Source organism: Caballeronia sp. A2-2, assembly GCF_057612605.2.
Map to the genome: position 1 here is coordinate 84,670 of NZ_CM172588.1, position 17,911 is coordinate 102,580.

Genomic DNA, 17,911 nt, shown 5'->3' on the forward strand with positions numbered 1-17,911 from the left:
AAGATGTATCTGCTTGACAGTAATGTTTTCATCGAAGCACAGAACTGGTATTACGCGAACGACATTTGCCCGGGCTTCTGGCAATGGCTTGACGATGCCAACCGACGCGGCCTGGTGGCAAGTATCAGTGAGGTCTACGAGGAACTCGCCTGCGGAAACGATGCGCTTGCTGACTGGATCAAGGCTCGGCACGACAGTAGCTGGTTTCTCGATGTCACGGATGACGAAACGCAATCTTCATTTGCGGATATATTCAGCATATCGAATCAGTAGAGCGGTACACGCCACCGAACCGAAGCAAATTCGCCGGTGGCGCTGATCCTTGGTTGATCGCGAAAGCCCGAACCATTGGCTGGAGCGTCACGACACATGAAGAATTTCGCGAAAATTCGACTAAGGTGAAAATCCCGAACGTCTGTCGAAACTTCGGCGTGACGACTCGCACGACGTTCGACATGCTCCGGGAACTGCGTGTGTCATTCGCTTGGGAGCGAGCAGCTTGAGCTTGCGTCGATCCACTTTCCTCGAATCATTGCCTGTTCCAGCATGCCAAGCGTGAGTTGCCAGCCGCCGAGCGTCTCGCGGGTTCGGCGGCTGAATGGCACCCGAAGCACGGCGAGCAATAAGCGACGCATGCTCAGTCGACTGAACGGATAGTAGCGACCAATATCGAACCCGCTCATATCGACATCAAAAAGAACACACCATTCATTCAGCAGCTTTTCGATCTGACGCAGGTTGAGATCCAAATCGTGGTAGAGGTCGGTTTCTCGCTTGAAATCGTTCCGACCGACTAAAGGGAGTATGTATTCGACAAGGGCGTACCACTCTGGCGCTCGACAGGTATCATTGCTCACGTCTATCAAAGCCTTGAATAAAAGGCCCAAATAATAGCGATACCTAACTAACGATTCAACCCTTGTTCAAAAGCAGCAAAACAAACAAACCATAAAAAAACGGCCCCCGAAGGAGCCGTCTTTCACCACACAAATCCTACCTATCCTCACGCCCAATTTGCGTGAAAACTCCCTTCCTTATCCACTCTTTCAAACGTATGCGCACCAAAGAAATCCCGCTGCGCCTGCACCAAATTAGCCGGCAACCGCTCCGACCGATACGCATCGAAATAAGCAATCGCCGATGAAAACGCCGGCACCGGAATGCCCGCCTTCACCGCCGCGACCACGACATCGCGCAAGGCTTCCTGATACTTCGTCGCGATATCGCTGAAGTACGGGTCGAGCAGCAGATTCGCGAGGTCCGGCTTCGCGTCATAAGCATCGGTGATCTTCTGCAGGAAGCGCGCGCGGATGATGCACCCCGCCCGGAAAATCTTCGCGATCTCGCCGAAGTGAAGACCCCAGTCATACTCTTCCGATGCCGCGCGCAACTGCGCAAAGCCCTGCGCATACGACACTATCTTCGACAGATACAACGCGCGCCGCACCGATTCCACGAACTCCGCACGATCGCCGTCATAAGCAGGCTTCGGCCCGGTCAACACCTTGCTCGCCGCCACGCGCTGCGTCTTGAGCGACGACAACACGCGCGCAAACACGGCCTCGGTAATCAAAGGCAGCGGCGCACCCAGATCCAGCGCGTTCTGACTCGTCCACTTGCCCGTGCCCTTCTGCGCGGCGCGATCAAGAATGACATCGACGAGATCCTTGCCGCTTTCCTCGTCCTTCTTCGAGAAAATCTTCGAGGTGATCTCGATCAGATAGCTGTCCAGTTCACCTTGATTCCACTCGACATAAACCTTGCCGAGTTCCTCGTTGGACAGACCGGCCACGCGCTTGAGCACGTCATAACTTTCGGCGATCAACTGCATGTCGCCATACTCGATGCCGTTATGCACCATCTTCACGAAATGGCCCGCGCCATCCGGGCCCATGTACGCGACGCACGGTTCGCCGTCCGGCGCCTTCGCGGCGATCTCGGTCAGAATCGGGGCGACGAGTTCATACGCTTCCTTCTGTCCGCCCGGCATGATCGACGGACCCTTGAGCGCGCCTTCTTCGCCACCCGACACGCCCGTGCCGATGAAATGCAGCCCCGACTTCGCCAGATCCTGATTGCGGCGAATGGTGTCGGTGAAGTGCGTGTTGCCGCCATCGATGAGAATGTCGCCCTTTTCCAGCAGCGGACGCAACTGATCGATGGTTTCATCCGTGCCCGCGCCTGCCTTGACCATCAGCAGGATGCGGCGCGGCTTTTCCAGCGAATCGACGAATTCTTCCAGCGTGAAAGCGGGCACGAGCTTCTTGTCGGGGTTTTCGGCAATCAGTTCGTCGGTTTTGGCGCGGCTGCGGTTGTAGACCGAAACGGCGTGACCGCGGCTCTCGATGTTCAAGGCCAGGTTGCGGCCCATGACGGCGAGACCCACTACGCCGATAGCTTGTTTGCTCATGCTTGATCTCCGAATGTCCGGACGCCGGGCGGCTCGTGGCACGCGGCTCCGGGGTGAAAACATGTCGATGGACGCATCGCGCGACAGGCGGTCGTCGTGCCGACCGCCGCCGCCCGCGGCTCGACGGACCACGCAAATGCGCGGGCCGGAACTCTACCAGCAGCGGATTCGTCGCGCGAACGCGGACCGAGCGAATTTACCACTTTGAGCAACTTCGAGCAGCGGCCGGTTCGGGCGGCATCTGCATCGGCGGCATAAAATACGGGCCGGTCAGGCTCATGCACAGGCGAGGCTTCGGGTTTCATGCCGCTCGGAAGGCGCAGGCGACGTCATCATCATCACGTCTATGTCGTTGAATTGTCGGATCAGGTCTGGAACGACGCACGCTTTCGCCGCGCCAATCCCGACTACCGGCTGGGCATGCCGTTCGTCTACGTGGGCATGACGGGCGTCGATCCGGACGTGCGCTTCGACAAGCACAAGGCGGGCATCCAGTCGAATCGCTACGTGCGCGAGTTCGGGCTGCGCCTGCTGCCGCATCTTTATGAGATGTACAACCCGATGCCCTACGACGGCGCGCGCGACATGGAAGTGGAATTGGCCATCGGCTTGCGGGAGGCCGGCTACGGTGTCTGGCAAGCGTGATTCAATCGATTGAATACGGAGTGAGACATGCGGATTCTGGTGGTGGGTGCGGGCGCGATCGGCGGTTATTTCGGCGCGCGACTGCTCGCGGCGGGCAGGGATGTCACGTTTCTCGTGCGCGAACGGCGCGCGGCGCGCTTGCGCGAGACGGGGCTCAAGGTCAACAGTCCGCTGGGCGGCATCGAGATCGGCGATCCGCCGCTCGTGCTCGCGGAAGACATCGCCGGGCCGTTCGATCTCGTCCTTCTGAGCTGCAAGGCCTACGACCTTCAGAACGCGATGGACTCGTTCGCGCCCGCCGTCGGTCCGAATACGGCCATCCTGCCGCTGCTGAACGGCATGGCCCATCTCGATGCACTCGACGCCCGCTTCGGCGCGGACCGCGTGCTCGGCGGCCAGTGCGCGATCGCCGCGACGCTCAATCCGCAAGGCGAAATCGTGCAGATGAGCAACATGCATTCGATGGCTTTCGGTGAACGCGCGGGCGGTCGTTCGCCGCGCGTGGAGGCCATTGCCGCGCAACTCGACAACGCGGGTTTCGACTTGAGCGTGAGCGACAACGTGCTCCAGTCGATGTGGGACAAATGGGTCTTCCTCGCCACGCTCGCAACCGCGACCTCGCTCATGCGCGCGCCGGTAGGCGATATCCTGGCCGCGCCCGGCGGCGATGACGTACTGCGCCGGCTGTTCGAAGAATGTCAGGGCATCGCGGCGGACAACGGCCATCCGATGAGCCCGCCGATGCACGAACGCGCCAGCGCCTTCTATTCGGAGCGCGGTTCGCTGATGACCGCATCGATGCTGCGCGATATCGAGAACGGCGCGGCGATCGAGGCGGACCACATCGTCGGCGATCTGATCGCGCGGCGGCGTTCGGCGCTTGAGCGTTTGTCGATGCTCGAAGTCGCGTATGCGCATCTCAAGGCGTACGAAGCGAAGCGCAAACGCACGGCGGATCAAACGCTTACAGACCGCTGACGTCATCAACCGCGCTCATGGCTCACGAACAACCTGCTCATCACGCCCCGCCGCCCACCACCGCGCAAATCTTCACCGGCTTTCTCTCGCTCGGACTGATCGCGTTCGGCGGCGCGTTGCCGCTCGCCCGGCGCGAGATCGTCGAACGTCGGAAATGGCTCGATGCCGATGAATTCACCGATCTGCTCGGACTGTGCCAATTCCTTCCCGGTGGCAATGTCATCAATTTGTCGGTTGCCATCGGGATGAAGTTTCGCGGCGTGCGGGGCGCGCTGGCTGGCCTGCTCGGGCTGATCGGCGGGCCGTCGCTTGTCGTGATCGCGCTGGGCGTGATCTATCAGCGCACGCATCAGGACCCGCGCATCGCGCATTTGTTCGCAGGACTCGCGGCCGCGGCGGCCGGTTTGCTCGTGGCGATGTCGGTCAAGGTCCTCTGGCCGTTGCGCAAGAAACCGGAAGCGGCGGCCATCGCGCTCGTGATGTTCGTCGCCATCGCATTCCTTCGCACACCCTTGCTTCCGTCGATGCTCGTGCTCACGCCCATTTCCGTGCTGATCGCCCGCAAGGTGCGCCGATGAAAGACACCTTGCTCGCGCTCGCCGGCATTTTCAGCCAGCTTTCGCTGCTCGCGTTCGGCGGCGGCAACACCATTCTTCCGGAGATGCAGCGACAAGTCGTCGAGGTGCATCAATGGATGTCGAAAGCCGATTTCTCCGCGCTGTTCGCGCTCGCGCAGGCCGCGCCCGGACCGAACATGATGGTGGTCACGCTGATCGGCTGGCACGTTGCCGGATGGCCGGGCGTGCTGGTCACGTCGCTGGCGAAGTTCGGCCCGTCCTCCTTCGTGACGATGCTCGCGCTGCACGCGTGGGAGCGCTTCAAGGACCGTCCGTGGCGGCGTTACGTGCAGGTCGGGCTCGTGCCGATCACGGCGGGACTGGTGGCGGCGAGCGCGTTGCTGATCGCGGAAGCGTCGGATGGCGCGGCGGTGCTGGTGGGGATCACGGTCGCGGTGGCGCTCGTGTCGTACCGGACGAAGGTGCATCCGCTGTGGTTGCTGGCGGTGGGGGCGCTGATCGGATTGACGGGGTTTGGGCAGTAGCGGTTGAACGGTGCTACAAATTCGCTGTCCAGAAGAACGAGCACTCGCGGAGATTTGAACGATGTCCATGAACACCGAATATGCCAAGACCGCGCCCGAGCGCGCCGAGGTCGATGCCTTCTCCGGCCCCGTCGTCATCGAGTTCGGCACCGACTGGTGCGGCTTCTGCCGCGCCGCGCAGCCGTTGATCGCGCAGGCGTTTCAGGGCCGCGCGGGCATCAGGCATCTGAAGATCGAGGATGGACCCGGTCGCCCGCTCGGCCGCTCGTTCCGCGTGAAGCTGTGGCCGACGCTCATCTTCATGCTCGATGGCCGCGAAGTGGCGCGCCTCGTGCGCCCCGGCGATGCAAGCGAAATCCGCGACGCGCTCGCCCTGATCGACGAACCGCTCGCGCAATAAGCGCACGCGCTCAGGGATTTCCCCCGGTCCACGCTCATCTCAAAAACTTGTATGATGACCCGATGACCTTACCACTCACGCCCATCCGCATGTTCGAGAAGATTCCGCCGCGCGCGCTCGCCGACACGGTCGCGCAGCAGTTGCAGAAGCAGATCGAGGCGGGCAGCTTCACGAGCACCGGCAAGCTGCCGACGGAAGCCGTGCTCGCGCAGGAATTCGGCGTGAGCCGCACGGTGATCCGCGAGGCGGTGTCGCGGCTGAAGAACGAAGGCATGGTCGAGCCGAGGCAGGGCAGCGGCGTGTTCATTGTCGAGCGGGCGGGCATTCGGCCATTGCGCATCGATTACGCGCAGGTGGGCGAGCCGGGCGCGGTGCTGCATATCCTCGCGCTGCGACGCGCGATCGAAGCGGAGGTCGCATCCGAAGCCGCCCAGCGCCGCAGCGATGCGCAGATGGCCGCCATCGATCACGCGCTCGTTCGTATCGACGAAGCCGTGCGCGCAGGCCGCGATGGCGTGGCGGAAGACGTCGCGTTCCATCGCGAGATCGCGAACGCGACGGGCAATCCGTACTTCCTGAAAACGCTCACCTTTCTGAATCAGTATCTCGAAGCGGGCACCGTCGTCACGCGCGGCAACGAGGCGCTGCGTGAGGACTTCATGCGTCAGGTGCGCGAAGAACACGCGGCCATCGCGGAGGCCATCCGCGCGCAGGATTCGCATGCCGCGCGCAGTGCCGCGCAGACGCATCTCATCAACGCCGCGCGCCGTCTGGCGGAAGCGGGCATCTGCTAAATCATCGGGAAGAGACACGTCATGGCGAGAAACGTCGGTGTGATCGGATTGGGCGCGATGGGCATGGGCGTCGCGCGCTCGCTGCTGCGCGCGGGCTTCGCGGTGCATGCGTGCGATGTACGCCCGAATGTGCTCGATGCCTTCGCGAAGGAAGGCGGCATCGCGTGCGTGTCGCCTGCGGAACTGGGCGGCAAGTGCGACGTGGTGCTGACGGTCGTCGTCAACGCCGCGCAGACGGATGCGGTGCTGCTCGGCGAAAACGGCGCGGCATCCGCGATGAAAAAAGGCGGCGTGGTGCTCGCCTGCGCAACCGTCGCACCGGACTTCGCCGTGCAACTCGGCAAGCGCCTGTCCGAACTCGGCCTCCTCATGCTGGATGCCCCGCTTTCCGGCGGCGCGGCCAAGGCCGGTTCCGGCGAAATGACGATGATGACCTCCGGCCCCGCCGACGCCTATGCCGCCTGCGAAGACGTGCTCGATGCCATCGCGGGCAAGGTCTACCGTCTGGGCGATGCGCACGGCGCGGGTTCGAAGGTGAAGATCATCAATCAATTGCTGGCGGGCGTGCATATCGCGGCGTCGGCGGAAGCGATGGCGCTGGGCTTGCGCGAAGGCGTGGACCCCGACGCGCTCTACGACGTCATCACCCACAGCGCGGGCAATTCGTGGATGTTCGAGAACCGCGTGCCGCATATTCTGTCGGGCGATTACACGCCGCTGTCCGCCGTGGATATCTTCGTGAAGGATCTCGGCCTCGTGCTGGACACGGCGCGCGCCACCAAATTCCCGTTGCCGCTGTCGGCGGCGGCGCATCAGATGTTCATGATGGCGTCGACGGCCGGTCACGGCGGCGAGGACGATTCCGCGGTCATCAAGATTTTTCCGGGCATCGATGTCCCGAAGGGAGCGAAGTAATGGCGCACGAGGCGCACGCACTGCTCGGCTGTATCGCCGACGATTTCACCGGCGCGACCGATCTCGCCAACATGCTCGTGCGCGGTGGCATGCGCACGGTTCAGACCATCGGCGTGCCGCCCGCGGATGCGCGCATCGAGGCGGATGCGCTGCTCGTCGCGCTCAAGTCGCGCACCATTCCCGCCGCCGATGCCGTGCGTCAGTCGCTGGACGCGCTCGAATGGCTGCGTGCGCGCGGTTGCCGTCAGTTCATCTTCAAGTATTGCTCGACGTTCGATTCGACCGATGAGGGCAATATTGGTCCCGTTGCGGACGCGTTGCTCGATGCATTGAAGGACGATTTCACCATTGCCTGTCCCGCGTTTCCCGAGAACGGACGCACGATCTTTCGCGGCAATCTGTTTGTCGGCGACGTGCTGCTCAATGAATCGGGCATGGAGAATCATCCGCTCACGCCGATGACCGATCCCAACCTCGTGCGTGTGTTGCAGCGTCAGACGAAATCGAAGGTCGGGCTGATTCGTTACGACACGATTGCGAAGGGCGCGGAGGCGGTGCGTGCGCGCATCGACGAATTGAAGAAGGACGGCGTGCGTCTGGCAATTGCCGATGCTGTGTCCGATGCCGATCTCTACGTGCTCGGCGATGCGTGCCGCGATCTTGCGCTCATCACGGGCGGGTCGGGTATTGCGTTGGGACTACCGAAGAATTTCCGCGCGGCGAACTTGCTTGAGCATGCCGAGCATGCGGCCGATCTGCCGAAGATCGAAGGCCGGGCGGTGGTGCTGGCGGGGAGTGCATCGAAGGCGACCAACGCGCAGGTCGCGGAGTGGCGCGCATCGAAGCCGGCGTTTCGTATCGATCCGATGGCGTTGTCGCGGGGTGAGCCGGTTGTCGCTCAGGCGGTCGAGTTCTTCCATGCTCATGGCGATGAAACAGTGTTGATTTACGCGACGTCATCGCCGGATGAAGTGAAGGCCGTGCAGAAGGAGCTTGGCGTTGAGAAGGCGGGTCATCTCGTCGAAGATGCGCTCGCTTCCATTGCGCGGCAATTGCGCGATGCGGGCGTGAGGAAGTTTGTCGTCGCGGGTGGTGAGACTTCGGGCGCGGTCGTGCAGGCGCTGGATGTGCGGTCATTGCGCATCGGGCCGCAGATCGATCCGGGTGTGCCGGCTACGCAATCCATCGGGCTTGATGACGAGTTGGGGCTCGCGCTCAAGTCCGGGAACTTTGGTACGACTGATTTCTTTGTCAAGGCTTTGAAGGCGCTCTGATGACTTCTACCGACGAGAATCGCATTCGCGAAGAGATTTGTGTGACGGGGCGTAGTCTTTATGAGCGTCGTTATACCGTGGGGACGGCGGGCAATATCAGCGCGCGTCTCGATGATGGTTGGCTCATCACGCCGACGGATGCCTGTCTTGGGCGGCTCGATCCGAACGATATCGCCAAGGTGGATGCGCAAGGAGCGCATGTGTCGGGTGGGCGACCTTCGAAGACGTTGGCGTTGCATCGGCGGATTTATGAGAATAATGCGGCGGCGCGGGGTGTGGTGCATACGCATTCGACTTATCTTGTTGCGTTGACGCTTGCAGGTGTGTGGAAGCCGGATGATGTGTTGCCGCCGATTACGCCTTACTACGTGATGAAGGTGGGGCATGTGCCTCTGGTCCGCTATCGGCGGCCGGGCGATCCTGCTGTTGCCGATGAGGTGGCTCTGCTCGCTTCGCGCGTGCGGGCGGTTTTGCTTGAGCGTCTTGGGCCTGTGGTTTGGGACAAGAGCGTTTCGCATGCCAGCTATGCGCTTGAGGAGCTTGAGGAGACTGCGCGTCTCTTTCTCTCTTCTTTGCCGCGAGCGGAGGGGTTGTCGGATGAGGCTATCCGGGAGCTTAAAGAGGTTTTTGGGTTTGAGTATTGAGTGGGTTTTTGTTCGTGTTCGTGCAAAGGGCTGCTGGTTTTTGGGGTTTTATTGCAGTAGCCGCCTCCCCGGCGGGGGGGTAACTTTCTTTGCTGCTGCAAAGAAAGTCACCAAAGAAAGCAGCTTTTTACCCCATGCACGATGGCTGGAATGTGTGGTCTGGATTAACGGATGCAGTGGCCGCAATAGGACTTTCCACGCTTAACCATCGCTTAGGCAACCTGACGATTATGTGCTCGAATATGCAACTCATCGTGGACCGCGCTCATTCTTTCGGCCATGCGCTTCGCGCGCCGAGAACTTAAGAACGGAATCCCGCAGCGTATGAGCGCCCAGCTACCTCAAACCTTGTCGCAATGTTGTTATTCGGCCCTACCCCGGTTAGCACTTGAGGCAAAGGCTAAAGTTGGCGTGCGCCGTTTCACGGAAGTGCTAACCGTGGTAGGGCCCAATGGGATGGGTGCGATGTGGTTTGATGTGGCTGGGCACTCATACGCTGCGGGGTTCCGTTCTTACGTTCTCGGCGCGCGCAGCGCATGGCCGAAAGGATGAATGCGGTCCACGAAGGCTTATGGATTCGAGCGCGAAATCGCGAGGTTGCCCACGCGCTTGACCAACTGAGGGACGTCCTATTGCGGCCACTGTATCGTTAATCCAGACCAACCCTTTCCAGCCATCGTGCATGGTGTAAAAAGCTGCTTTCTTTGGTGACTTTCTTTGCAGCAGCAAAGAAAGTTACCCCCCCGCCGGGGAGGCGGCTACTGCAATAAAGACACAAACACCAGCAGCCCCTTGCACGAAAAACCCAAACATAGGAGATAGAGCAAATGCCCAAATTCGCAGCAAACCTAACCATGATGTACACAGAACACCCCTTCCTAGACCGCTTCGCAGCAGCGGCCAAAGACGGCTTCAACGCAGTTGAATTCCTTTTCCCTTACGACTACGAAGCCAAAGAAATCAAGACACGGCTAGACGACAACAACCTAACCCAAGCCCTATTCAACGCGCCCCCCGGCGACTGGGCCAACGGCGAAAGAGGCCTAGCCTCCATCCCAGGCCGCGAGCAAGATCTAAAAGACAGCATAAAAAAAGCCTTGGACTACACCGCCGAACTAGGCAACAAAAAACTGCACGTCATGGCCGGCCTGATAGGCAAAAACGACCCCAGAGACAAACACCGCGCCACCTACCTAAAAAACCTCGAATACGCCGCAACAGAAGCAAAAAAATCGAACATCACGATCGTGATAGAACCGATCAACACCCGCGACATCCCAGGATTCTTCCTGAACCGCCAGGACGATGCCCAATCCATCTGCGATGAAATCGCCGCCCCGAACCTGCAAGTGCAGTTCGACATCTACCACTGCCAGATCGTCGAAGGCGACATCGCGAAGAAACTGGAACGCGACATGAAGCGCCCGAACGCGGGCATCGGCCATATTCAGATCGCGGGCGTGCCGGAGCGCCATGAACCCGACATCGGCGAACTGAACTATCCGTATCTGTTCGAAAAGATCGACGCACTCGGCTACGACGGCTGGATCGGCTGCGAATACCGCCCGAAAGCAGGCACGTCAGAAGGCCTCGGCTGGCTCAAGCCGTATCTCTGAAAACAACGGGAACAAAGCACATGAACATCCTGATTACAGGCGGCGCGGGTTTTCTGGGCCAGCGTCTGGCCAAGCGCCTTCTCGAACGCGGCGAACTGAACGGCCAGAAAATCGCGGGCATCACGCTGCTCGACATCGCGCGGCCCGGCGACGAAACGCTCCTGAACGACCCCCGCATCCGCGCCGAAACCGGCGATATCTCCGACCGCGCAGTGCTCGAACGCTACGTCGATCAAAACACGCAAGCCATCTTCCATCTCGCGGCCATCGTGAGCGGTCAGGCGGAAGCGGATTTCGACCTCGGCATGAAGATCAACCTCGATGCCTCGCGCGCCCTGCTCGAAGTCTGTCGCGCCGCAGGCCACGCGCCGCGCGTGGTGTTCACGAGTTCGGTCGCGGTGTACGGCGGCACGCTGCCGCCCGTCGTGCAGGACGACACCGCGCTGAACCCGCAATCGTCGTACGGAACGGAAAAAGCCATCGGCGAACTGCTGCTCTGCGATTATTCGAGGCGCGGTTTCGTCGATGGCCGCGTGCTGCGCCTGCCAACCATCAGCGTGCGTCCGGGCAAACCGAACGCGGCGGCGTCGTCGTTCGCGAGCGGCATCATTCGCGAACCGCTGAATGGCGAACGCTCGGTGTGCCCGGTCGATGTCGAAACGCGCGTCTGGGTTTCCTCGCCCCGCAGCGCCATCGATTCGCTCATCGCCGGATGCGAACTCGACCGCGCGAAACTTGGACACCGGCCGGTCATCAACCTGCCGGGGCTGTCGGTCAGCGTCAACGAAATGGTCGCGGCGCTGCGCGAAGTGGCGGGCGAAGAAGCGGTCGCGCGCATCGATTTTCAGCGCGCCGAGCGTATCGAAAAGATCGTCAGCACGTGGCCGGGCGCATGGAACACGGCGCGCGCGGAAGAACTCGGGCTTACCGGCGACCGGTCTTTCGCCGATGTCATCCGTGCCTATATCTCCGACGATCTGCACTGACACAGCGCAACCACGCCCGTCATGGCGCGCGTGGTTGCCTGAACCTCCTCAACATCCGCTTCAAAACCGACGCCACGCACAGGCGCAGCACGCGTCCGATCGTGCACGTCCAGCCCTTACGAACGCATTTCCGCGCTAAACTCATCTCTAAAATAGGACGAACGAAGCACGGCGCGGTCGGCTCGCCGTGAACCGCGAGCATTTGACGCTCGTCTCTCAACCATGCAGTGCTATCTAAAGCGCGCTGGCTTCGTCGTCCCGTCCGTCCTGTCAGCACGCCGTCTGTGCGGGAGATTCCCATGTTGCTCCATCAGCTAGTCGATCGATTCGGCCCGGCGATCGTATTCGTGAACGTAATGGGCGCGGCGCTCGGGCTGCCCGTGCCCGCCATGCCGACGATGATCGTCGTCGGCGCCTCCATCGCCCTCATGGCGGTGAACGGCGGCGCGTTTTGGCCACCGCTGCTCGGCGTGCTGTGCGTCGCGGTGGCGGGCGGCGTGCTGGGCGATCTCGTCTGGTTTCAGGGCGGGCGCAAGTACGGCGACAAGACGCTCAAGACCATCTGCAAGCTCTCGCTCTCGCGCGATACGTGCGTGAAGAAAACCGAGCGCTTCTTCGGCAAATGGGGCGTGCGCGTGCTGCTGGTGGCGAAGTTCATCCCCGGTTTGTCGCTCGTGTCGGTGCCGCTCGCGGGCGCGATGGGCGTGCGCCTGCGCAGTTTCATCGTGCATGACGGGCTGGGCATCGCGCTGTGGGGCGCAGTCGGCCTGTCGCTCGGCGTGATCTTCGCGGCGCAGCTCGAAATGTTCTTCGCGATGATGTCGCAACTCGGCCGCCAGGCGCTGATCGTCGTGGCCGCGCTGTTGGCGATCTACGTGGCGTATCGCTGGTGGCGTCGCCGTGCGCTCATGGCGACGCTGGAGAAGGCGCGCATCGACGTGGATCAGTTGTATGCGCTGATGAACGATCAGCCGGTGCCGGTGATCTTCGATATCCGCTCGCCCGAAAAGCGCATGCTCGACCCGTTCGCGATCCCCGGCTCGATGTTCGCGGATGAGCGCGATCTGGCGCGGATCATCGAAAGTTACGACAAGTCGCGCAAGGTCATCATCTATTGCTCGTGCCCGAACGAGGTGTCGGCGGCGTGGATGGCCAAGACCATGCGCAACGCGGGTTTCAAGGACGTGCTGCCGCTCACGGGCGGTTTGGATGCCTGGCGGCTCGCGGGTTTTCGCGTGGCCAATCTCACCGAATTCGGCGAACTGATGGCCGCCACGCCCGAAGAAGTCGAGCAGATGGCGGCGACTTGTTCGATGCCGATGAATCCGGCGGCGGCGGGCGGCGCGTCCTTGCATGAAGCAGGCTTTCCACATGGAGATCGCGCATGAGCACATTCCCGAACGGGGAACATATCGAGCAGGGTTCCGGCATGCCGAACGCGATGGCGTGGAGTCCGCGCGCCACCGGCGACGATCCGAACGTGGTGCCGAGCGCGATGCCCGCGCCCGCCGTGTCGGAAGAAACCGCGCCGTTTTCGCCGCTTCAGACGCGCGACCATCAGATGTTCCCGCGCCTGACGGATCAGGAAATCGAGCGCATGAGCCGGTTCGGCACGCCCGCGAAGTATCGTGGCGGCGAGTATATGTTCCGCGTCGGCGAAACCGGGCGCGGCATGGTGATCGTGCTCAAGGGCATGGTGCGCGTGACGCGCCGCGATGCGCTCGGCTCCGGGCATCTCGTGCGCGAGCACGGGCCGGGCAATTTTCTGGCGGAAGTGGCGCAGTTATCGGGCAAGCCGTGTCTCGTCGATGGCATGGCGGTCGATGATGTCGAAGGCATTCTGATCTCGCCGGAACGGCTGCGCGCGTTGCTGGTGGCCGAGGCGGAACTGGGCGAGCGCATCATGCGTGCGCTGATTCTGCGGCGCGTGGGGTTGATCGAGAAGGGCAGCGGCCCGGTGCTGCTTGGCCAGTCGGACGACGCGCGGCTCGTGTCGCTGCAAGGTTTTTTCCGGCGCAATGGTTATCCGCATACCGTCATCGACGCCTGCACGGACCCGGATGCGATTGCTTTGCTGGAGCGCATTTCCGCGTCGAAGGCGGATTTTCCGCTCGTCATTTGCCCGGATGGCACCGTGTTGCGCGCGCCCGACGAGAATCAGGTCGCCACGCAGCTTGGCTGGCTGCCGGAGTTCGACAAGACGCATATCTACGATGTCGCCATCGTCGGCGCGGGGCCTGCTGGATTGGCGACGGCGGTTTATGCGGCGTCCGAAGGTTTGTCGGTCGCCGTGTTCGATTGCCGTGCGCCGGGCGGGCAGGCGGGCGCGAGTTCGCGCATCGAAAATTATCTGGGCTTTCCGACGGGCATCTCGGGGCAGGCGTTGGCGGGTCGTGCGTTCGTGCAGGCGCAGAAGTTCGGTGCGCATATCGCCATTCCGACGCGCATCGAAGCATTGCGCTGCGACCGCTCGCCGATTCAGATCGAACTGGCGAACGGCACGCTCGTGACCACGCAGACGGTGGTAATCGCGTCGGGTGCGGCGTATCGTCGGCCTGCGATCAAGGGCCTCGAAAAGTACGAAGGGCACGGCACGTATTACTGGGCGTCGCCGGTGGAGGCGAAGCTCTGCAAGAACTCGGAAGTCGTGCTGGTCGGTGCGGGGAATTCGGCGGGACAGGCGGTGGTTTATCTCGCCTCGCATGCGAAGCACGTGCATGTGCTGGTGCGCGGCGCGGGACTGGCGGCGAGCATGTCGCACTATCTGGTCGAGCGCATTGCGTCGTTGCCGAATGTGACGGTGCGCACGCATTCTGAAATCACCTGTCTTGATGGCGATGAGCGCGCCTTCACTTCGATTCACTGCAAGACGCCGGATGGGCCGATCACGATCGAATCGCGGCATCTGTTTCTGTTCACTGGAGCGGAGCCGAATACTACGTGGTTGCGCAACTGCAACGTGAATGTGGATGCCAAGGGTTTTGTGCTGACGGGACCGGAAGCGCACGAAGGGCGCACGGAAGGGGTGATGGCGCTTGAAACCAGCGTGCCGGGGGTTTTTGCCATCGGGGATGTGCGGTCGAGCTCGACCAAGCGTGTTGCCGCGGCGGTGGGCGAGGGCGCGGCGGTGGTTTCGCAGATTCATGGGTTGTTGGCTGCGCGGCAGGGGTTGTTAGCTGGTGCTTGATGTGTGGGGTTATGTGTTGCCGTTTTTTCGTGCAAGGGGCTGCTGTTGTTTGTTTGGTTTATTCAGTAGCCGCCTCCCCGGCGGGGGGGGTAACTTTCTTTGCTGCTGCAAAGAAAGTCACCAAAGAAAGCAGCTTTTTACCCCATGCACGATGGCTGGAAAGGGTTGGTCTGGATTAACGATGCAGTGGCCGCAATAGGACGTTCAACGCATCACGAGCCGCTTAGGCAACCTCGCGATTTCGCGCTTGAGTAATCAACGCTTAGTGGACCGCGCTCATGCTTTCGGCCATGCGCTGCGCGCGCCGAGAACGTAAGAACGGAATCCCGCAGCCTATCAGCGCCCAGCCACATCACGCTTCCCCGCAAGATTGCTATTTGGTCCTACCTTGGTTAGTGCTCCGACTAAAAGGTGAGTTGCGTGGGTGTGCGTGCTTTGCCCAGAAGCACTCACCAAGGTAGGGCCCAATGGGAGAGGTGCGATGCGGTGTGAGGTGGCTGGGCGCTAATACGCTGCGGGGTTCCGTTCTAAAGTTCTCGGCGCGCGCAGCGCATGGCCGAAAGCATGAATGTGGTCCACTAAGGCTTAAGGATTCGAGCGTGTAATCGCCAGGTTGCCTAAGCAATTCGTCATGCGTGGCAAGTCCTATTGCGGCCACTGCATCGATTAATCCAGACCAACCCTTTCCAGCCATCGTGCATGGGGTAAAAAGCTGCTTTCTTTGGTGACTTTCTTTGCAGCAGCAAAGAAAGTTACCCCCCCGCCGGGGAGGCGGCTACTGCAATAAAAGCCCAATAAAGAGCAGCCCCTTGCACAAAAAACGGCAACCTACCCCATCACCTTCGCGCCAGCCTCAACGCAAACGGTTGGAAACCGCAACATAAACTCAACCCACCCATCCCCCGTGCAAGAAGCAGACGCGCTCCCCTCATGCATCCGCATAATCGCCTGCACAATCGACAACCCCAACCCACTCGATTCCGTAAACTCACTGCGCGCCGCATCCCCGCGATAAAAACGGTCGAACAGCTTCGCAAGCTCTTCCTCCGCGATGACCTCGCCACGATTCCCCACAACGATGCAAGCGCCGTCATCATCGATATAACCCTTCAAACGCACGACCGTCCCCGGCTTCGCATAACGCACCGCATTGACCACGACATTCCCAATCGCGCGCCGGCACATGATCGCGTTCGCTTCCATCTCGCCTTGCGCGTCGATCTCGAACGTGATGTTCCGCTCGTCCGCGATACCCTCGAAATACTCCGCGATATTCTCCAACTCCGCGCGAATATCGATCCGCTCACGCGCGATCTTCTGCTGCCCGTGATCCGCCTGCGCAATAAACAAAATGTTCTGCGCAATCCGCGCAATGCGTTCCAGTTCTTCCAGATTCGATTCGAACACCTGACGATATTCCGACGCATTGCGTTCATGCGCGAGCGCCACCTGCGTCTCTCCGATCAACACGCCAATCGGCGTGCGCAGTTCATGCGCCAGATCCGCCGAAAATTGCAGCAGACGTTCATAACCGTTTTCGAGCCGGTCCAGCATGGCATTGAACGATGCCGCAAGACTCTGCAACTCCGTCGGCGCATGCGCGACATCGAGCCGCGCAGACAAGCGATTAGGCGTAATCTCCGCAGCCTTGTCGGCCATGAGCCTGAGCGGCTTGAGCCCGCGCCGCGTCACCCAATACGCCAGCGCGAGTGTAATGAGCGTCGCGCCGATCAGATTGACCCACACGCGAACGAGATACGCGGACAACACACGCGCTTCCTGCGTCATCACATGCGCGGCGATGATCTCCACCACCTCTCCGTTCTCGCCGATGCGCGCCTGCGCGCCGACCCAGCGCATGCGCACGCCATCCGCGCGCGTGCCTTCGTATAGCGCGTTCAGCCCGACATGCTCCGTCACCGGCACGATATGCAGCGGCGGCACGGCCAGATGTTCGGGATTCACATTGATGAACGGCTCGGCCGACCCCGCGCGCCGAAACATGATGACGTCCTGACTATCGCCGAGCATGGTTTCGAACAGCCGTGGCCGCGCTTCGAGTTCGTTGATCGTGTAAAGGTCGCGCAACAGCGAACGAAAATGTTCGACGCGGCCGATCACCTGATAATCCGCGCGCGTGGAAAGCGCCGAATTCGTCGCGGCATACAGCGCCATGCCGACCATGCCGACCACCACGCACACGATGACCGCGAACGAAAGCGCAATGCGTACCGCAAGCGAACGAACAGGCCGGCTCAAAGGTTTTCCCCGAACGAATAGCCGATGCTGCGCACCGTGTGAATGAGCTTGGGTTCGAACGCATTGTCCATCTTCGCGCGCAGCCGCTTGACGGCGACATCGACTACGTTGGTATCGCTGTCGAAATTCATGTCCCACACTTCGGATGCGATCAGCGTGCGCGAAAGCGCTTCACCCTGTCGCCTGCAAAACAGATGCAGCAACGCAAACTCCTTGTTCGTCAGCGTGATGTCCGTGCCGCGGCGCGTGACCTTGCGGCGAAGCACATCGACGTGAAGATCGGCGATCTGAAACGTATCCGATTCGCGCATCACACCACGCCTGAGCAGCGTGCGAATGCGCAGCACGAGTTCGGTGAACGAGAACGGCTTGACGAGATAATCGTCCGCGCCGAGTTCGAGTCCGTGAATGCGGTCGGTCACATGATCGCGCGCCGTGAGAAAGATGACAGGCAAGTCACGCTTGGCGCGCAACGCGGCCATCACCTGCCATCCGTCGATGCCGGGCAGCATGACATCGAGCACGATCAGTTCATAAGGATTCGCGAGCGCCTGATGCAGCCCGTCCGTGCCGTTGCGCACGAGTTCCACCTGATAGCCTGACTCCGTGAGCCCTTTTTTCAGGTAGTCGCCCGTCTTGCGGTCGTCTTCGATCACCAGTATGGTCATGCTCGCCCTGCGCGCTGAATTGCCTTGCCGACA

19 protein-coding genes are annotated in these 17,911 nt (G+C 61.3%); 15 read left to right on the plus strand and 4 right to left on the minus strand.

The features are described 5' to 3' along the window. Nucleotides 1-3: 3 nt before the first annotated feature. Together ACZCWR_RS16640 and ACZCWR_RS16645 are read left to right on the plus strand one after the other, a co-directional pair. Nucleotides 4-273, plus strand: a complete 270-nt coding sequence (locus ACZCWR_RS16640) for a DUF4411 family protein (protein WP_487304095.1) — start codon at nt 4-6, stop codon at nt 271-273. Beyond that, nucleotides 261-503, plus strand: coding sequence for a DUF4411 family protein (locus ACZCWR_RS16645; protein ID WP_487304719.1), 243 nt, complete (start codon nt 261-263; stop codon nt 501-503). Before ACZCWR_RS16640 ends, ACZCWR_RS16645 begins: the two co-directional genes overlap by 13 nt. On the opposite strand, the gene ACZCWR_RS16650 is transcribed toward ACZCWR_RS16645, so the two are convergent. Then, a complete protein-coding gene (locus ACZCWR_RS16650; protein ID WP_487304096.1) occupies nt 477-857 on the minus strand; it encodes a DUF1493 family protein in 381 nt (126 codons plus the stop codon). The genes ACZCWR_RS16645 and ACZCWR_RS16650 overlap by 27 nt on opposite strands. Before the next feature lie 146 nt (nt 858-1,003). Further along, nucleotides 1,004-2,410, minus strand: coding sequence for an NADP-dependent phosphogluconate dehydrogenase (gene gndA, locus ACZCWR_RS16655; protein ID WP_487304097.1), 1,407 nt, complete (start codon nt 2,408-2,410; stop codon nt 1,004-1,006). Between the two features lie 303 nt (nt 2,411-2,713). Here gndA and ACZCWR_RS16660 point away from each other — a divergent pair, with 303 nt between their 5' ends. From ACZCWR_RS16660 to ACZCWR_RS16720, 13 genes are all read left to right on the plus strand, one after another. After that, entirely contained in the window at nt 2,714-3,055 is a 342-nt protein-coding gene (locus tag ACZCWR_RS16660) for a hypothetical protein (protein ID WP_487304098.1), read from the plus strand. A 27-nt stretch (nt 3,056-3,082) separates the two neighbouring features. Further along, a complete protein-coding gene (gene panE, locus ACZCWR_RS16665; RefSeq protein ID WP_487304099.1) occupies nt 3,083-4,033 on the plus strand; it encodes a 2-dehydropantoate 2-reductase in 951 nt (316 codons plus the stop codon). 17 nt (nt 4,034-4,050) lie between these two features. Next, a complete protein-coding gene (locus ACZCWR_RS16670) occupies nt 4,051-4,611 on the plus strand; it encodes a chromate transporter (protein WP_487304100.1) in 561 nt (186 codons plus the stop codon). After that, on the plus strand, nt 4,608-5,135 hold the full coding sequence (locus tag ACZCWR_RS16675; protein WP_487304101.1) for a chromate transporter: 528 nt from the start codon (nt 4,608-4,610) through the stop codon (nt 5,133-5,135). Before ACZCWR_RS16670 ends, ACZCWR_RS16675 begins: the two co-directional genes overlap by 4 nt. A 61-nt stretch (nt 5,136-5,196) precedes the next feature. Next, a complete protein-coding gene (locus ACZCWR_RS16680) occupies nt 5,197-5,535 on the plus strand; it encodes a thioredoxin family protein (RefSeq protein WP_487304102.1) in 339 nt (112 codons plus the stop codon). Between the two features lie 89 nt (nt 5,536-5,624). Further along, nucleotides 5,625-6,329 carry a FadR/GntR family transcriptional regulator gene (locus tag ACZCWR_RS16685; protein WP_487304720.1) on the plus strand — a complete coding sequence of 235 codons (705 nt, stop codon included), beginning with the start codon at nt 5,625-5,627 and terminating at the stop codon, nt 6,327-6,329. Nucleotides 6,330-6,350: 21 nt separating this feature from the next. Beyond that, the gene (ltnD, locus tag ACZCWR_RS16690) at nt 6,351-7,244 is read left to right on the plus strand and encodes an L-threonate dehydrogenase (protein WP_487304103.1); all 894 of its coding nucleotides are present in this window, start codon (nt 6,351-6,353) and stop codon (nt 7,242-7,244) included. Further along, nucleotides 7,244-8,518, plus strand: coding sequence for a 3-oxo-tetronate kinase (gene otnK, locus ACZCWR_RS16695; RefSeq protein WP_487304104.1), 1,275 nt, complete (start codon nt 7,244-7,246; stop codon nt 8,516-8,518). The genes ltnD and otnK overlap by 1 nt, the downstream gene beginning before the upstream one ends. Beyond that, nucleotides 8,518-9,162: a 3-oxo-tetronate 4-phosphate decarboxylase gene (gene otnC, locus ACZCWR_RS16700; RefSeq protein ID WP_487304105.1), complete on the plus strand. Its 645-nt coding sequence runs from the start codon at nt 8,518-8,520 to the stop codon at nt 9,160-9,162. Before otnK ends, otnC begins: the two co-directional genes overlap by 1 nt. Before the next feature lie 827 nt (nt 9,163-9,989). Next, nucleotides 9,990-10,778: a 2-oxo-tetronate isomerase gene (gene otnI / locus ACZCWR_RS16705; RefSeq protein WP_487304106.1), complete on the plus strand. Its 789-nt coding sequence runs from the start codon at nt 9,990-9,992 to the stop codon at nt 10,776-10,778. Between the two features lie 20 nt (nt 10,779-10,798). Continuing rightward, on the plus strand, nt 10,799-11,764 hold the full coding sequence (gene denD, locus ACZCWR_RS16710; RefSeq protein ID WP_487304107.1) for a D-erythronate dehydrogenase: 966 nt from the start codon (nt 10,799-10,801) through the stop codon (nt 11,762-11,764). 302 nt (nt 11,765-12,066) lie between these two features. Further along, a complete protein-coding gene (locus tag ACZCWR_RS16715; protein ID WP_487304721.1) occupies nt 12,067-13,152 on the plus strand; it encodes a DedA family protein/thiosulfate sulfurtransferase GlpE in 1,086 nt (361 codons plus the stop codon). Then, nucleotides 13,149-14,951 carry an FAD-dependent oxidoreductase gene (locus tag ACZCWR_RS16720; RefSeq protein ID WP_487304108.1) on the plus strand — a complete coding sequence of 601 codons (1,803 nt, stop codon included), beginning with the start codon at nt 13,149-13,151 and terminating at the stop codon, nt 14,949-14,951. The genes ACZCWR_RS16715 and ACZCWR_RS16720 overlap by 4 nt, the downstream gene beginning before the upstream one ends. 828 nt (nt 14,952-15,779) lie before the next feature. Here the strand turns inward: ACZCWR_RS16720 and ACZCWR_RS16725 are convergent. Further along, nucleotides 15,780-17,210 carry a heavy metal sensor histidine kinase gene (locus ACZCWR_RS16725; RefSeq protein WP_487304109.1) on the minus strand — a complete coding sequence of 477 codons (1,431 nt, stop codon included), beginning with the start codon at nt 17,208-17,210 and terminating at the stop codon, nt 15,780-15,782. After that, nucleotides 17,207-17,878 (minus strand): heavy metal response regulator transcription factor, encoded by a 672-nt coding sequence (locus ACZCWR_RS16730; RefSeq protein ID WP_487304110.1) that lies wholly within the window; start codon nt 17,876-17,878, stop codon nt 17,207-17,209. The genes ACZCWR_RS16725 and ACZCWR_RS16730 overlap by 4 nt, the downstream gene beginning before the upstream one ends. Nucleotides 17,879-17,911: the final 33 nt, after the last annotated feature.

Coding starts and splice junctions, on each gene's coding strand:
- ACZCWR_RS16640 (WP_487304095.1), top strand. CDS start 4: ATGTATCTGCTTGACAGTAATGTTTTCATCGAAGCACAGAACTGGTAT.
- gndA (WP_487304097.1), bottom strand. CDS start 2,410: ATGAGCAAACAAGCTATCGGCGTAGTGGGTCTCGCCGTCATGGGCCGC.
- ACZCWR_RS16660 (WP_487304098.1), top strand. CDS start 2,714: ATGCCGCTCGGAAGGCGCAGGCGACGTCATCATCATCACGTCTATGTC.
- panE (WP_487304099.1), top strand. CDS start 3,083: ATGCGGATTCTGGTGGTGGGTGCGGGCGCGATCGGCGGTTATTTCGGC.
- ACZCWR_RS16670 (WP_487304100.1), top strand. CDS start 4,051: ATGGCTCACGAACAACCTGCTCATCACGCCCCGCCGCCCACCACCGCG.
- ACZCWR_RS16675 (WP_487304101.1), top strand. CDS start 4,608: ATGAAAGACACCTTGCTCGCGCTCGCCGGCATTTTCAGCCAGCTTTCG.
- ACZCWR_RS16680 (WP_487304102.1), top strand. CDS start 5,197: ATGTCCATGAACACCGAATATGCCAAGACCGCGCCCGAGCGCGCCGAG.
- ACZCWR_RS16685 (WP_487304720.1), top strand. CDS start 5,625: ATGTTCGAGAAGATTCCGCCGCGCGCGCTCGCCGACACGGTCGCGCAG.
- ltnD (WP_487304103.1), top strand. CDS start 6,351: ATGGCGAGAAACGTCGGTGTGATCGGATTGGGCGCGATGGGCATGGGC.
- otnK (WP_487304104.1), top strand. CDS start 7,244: ATGGCGCACGAGGCGCACGCACTGCTCGGCTGTATCGCCGACGATTTC.
- otnC (WP_487304105.1), top strand. CDS start 8,518: ATGACTTCTACCGACGAGAATCGCATTCGCGAAGAGATTTGTGTGACG.
- otnI (WP_487304106.1), top strand. CDS start 9,990: ATGCCCAAATTCGCAGCAAACCTAACCATGATGTACACAGAACACCCC.
- denD (WP_487304107.1), top strand. CDS start 10,799: ATGAACATCCTGATTACAGGCGGCGCGGGTTTTCTGGGCCAGCGTCTG.
- ACZCWR_RS16720 (WP_487304108.1), top strand. CDS start 13,149: ATGAGCACATTCCCGAACGGGGAACATATCGAGCAGGGTTCCGGCATG.
- ACZCWR_RS16730 (WP_487304110.1), bottom strand. CDS start 17,878: ATGACCATACTGGTGATCGAAGACGACCGCAAGACGGGCGACTACCTG.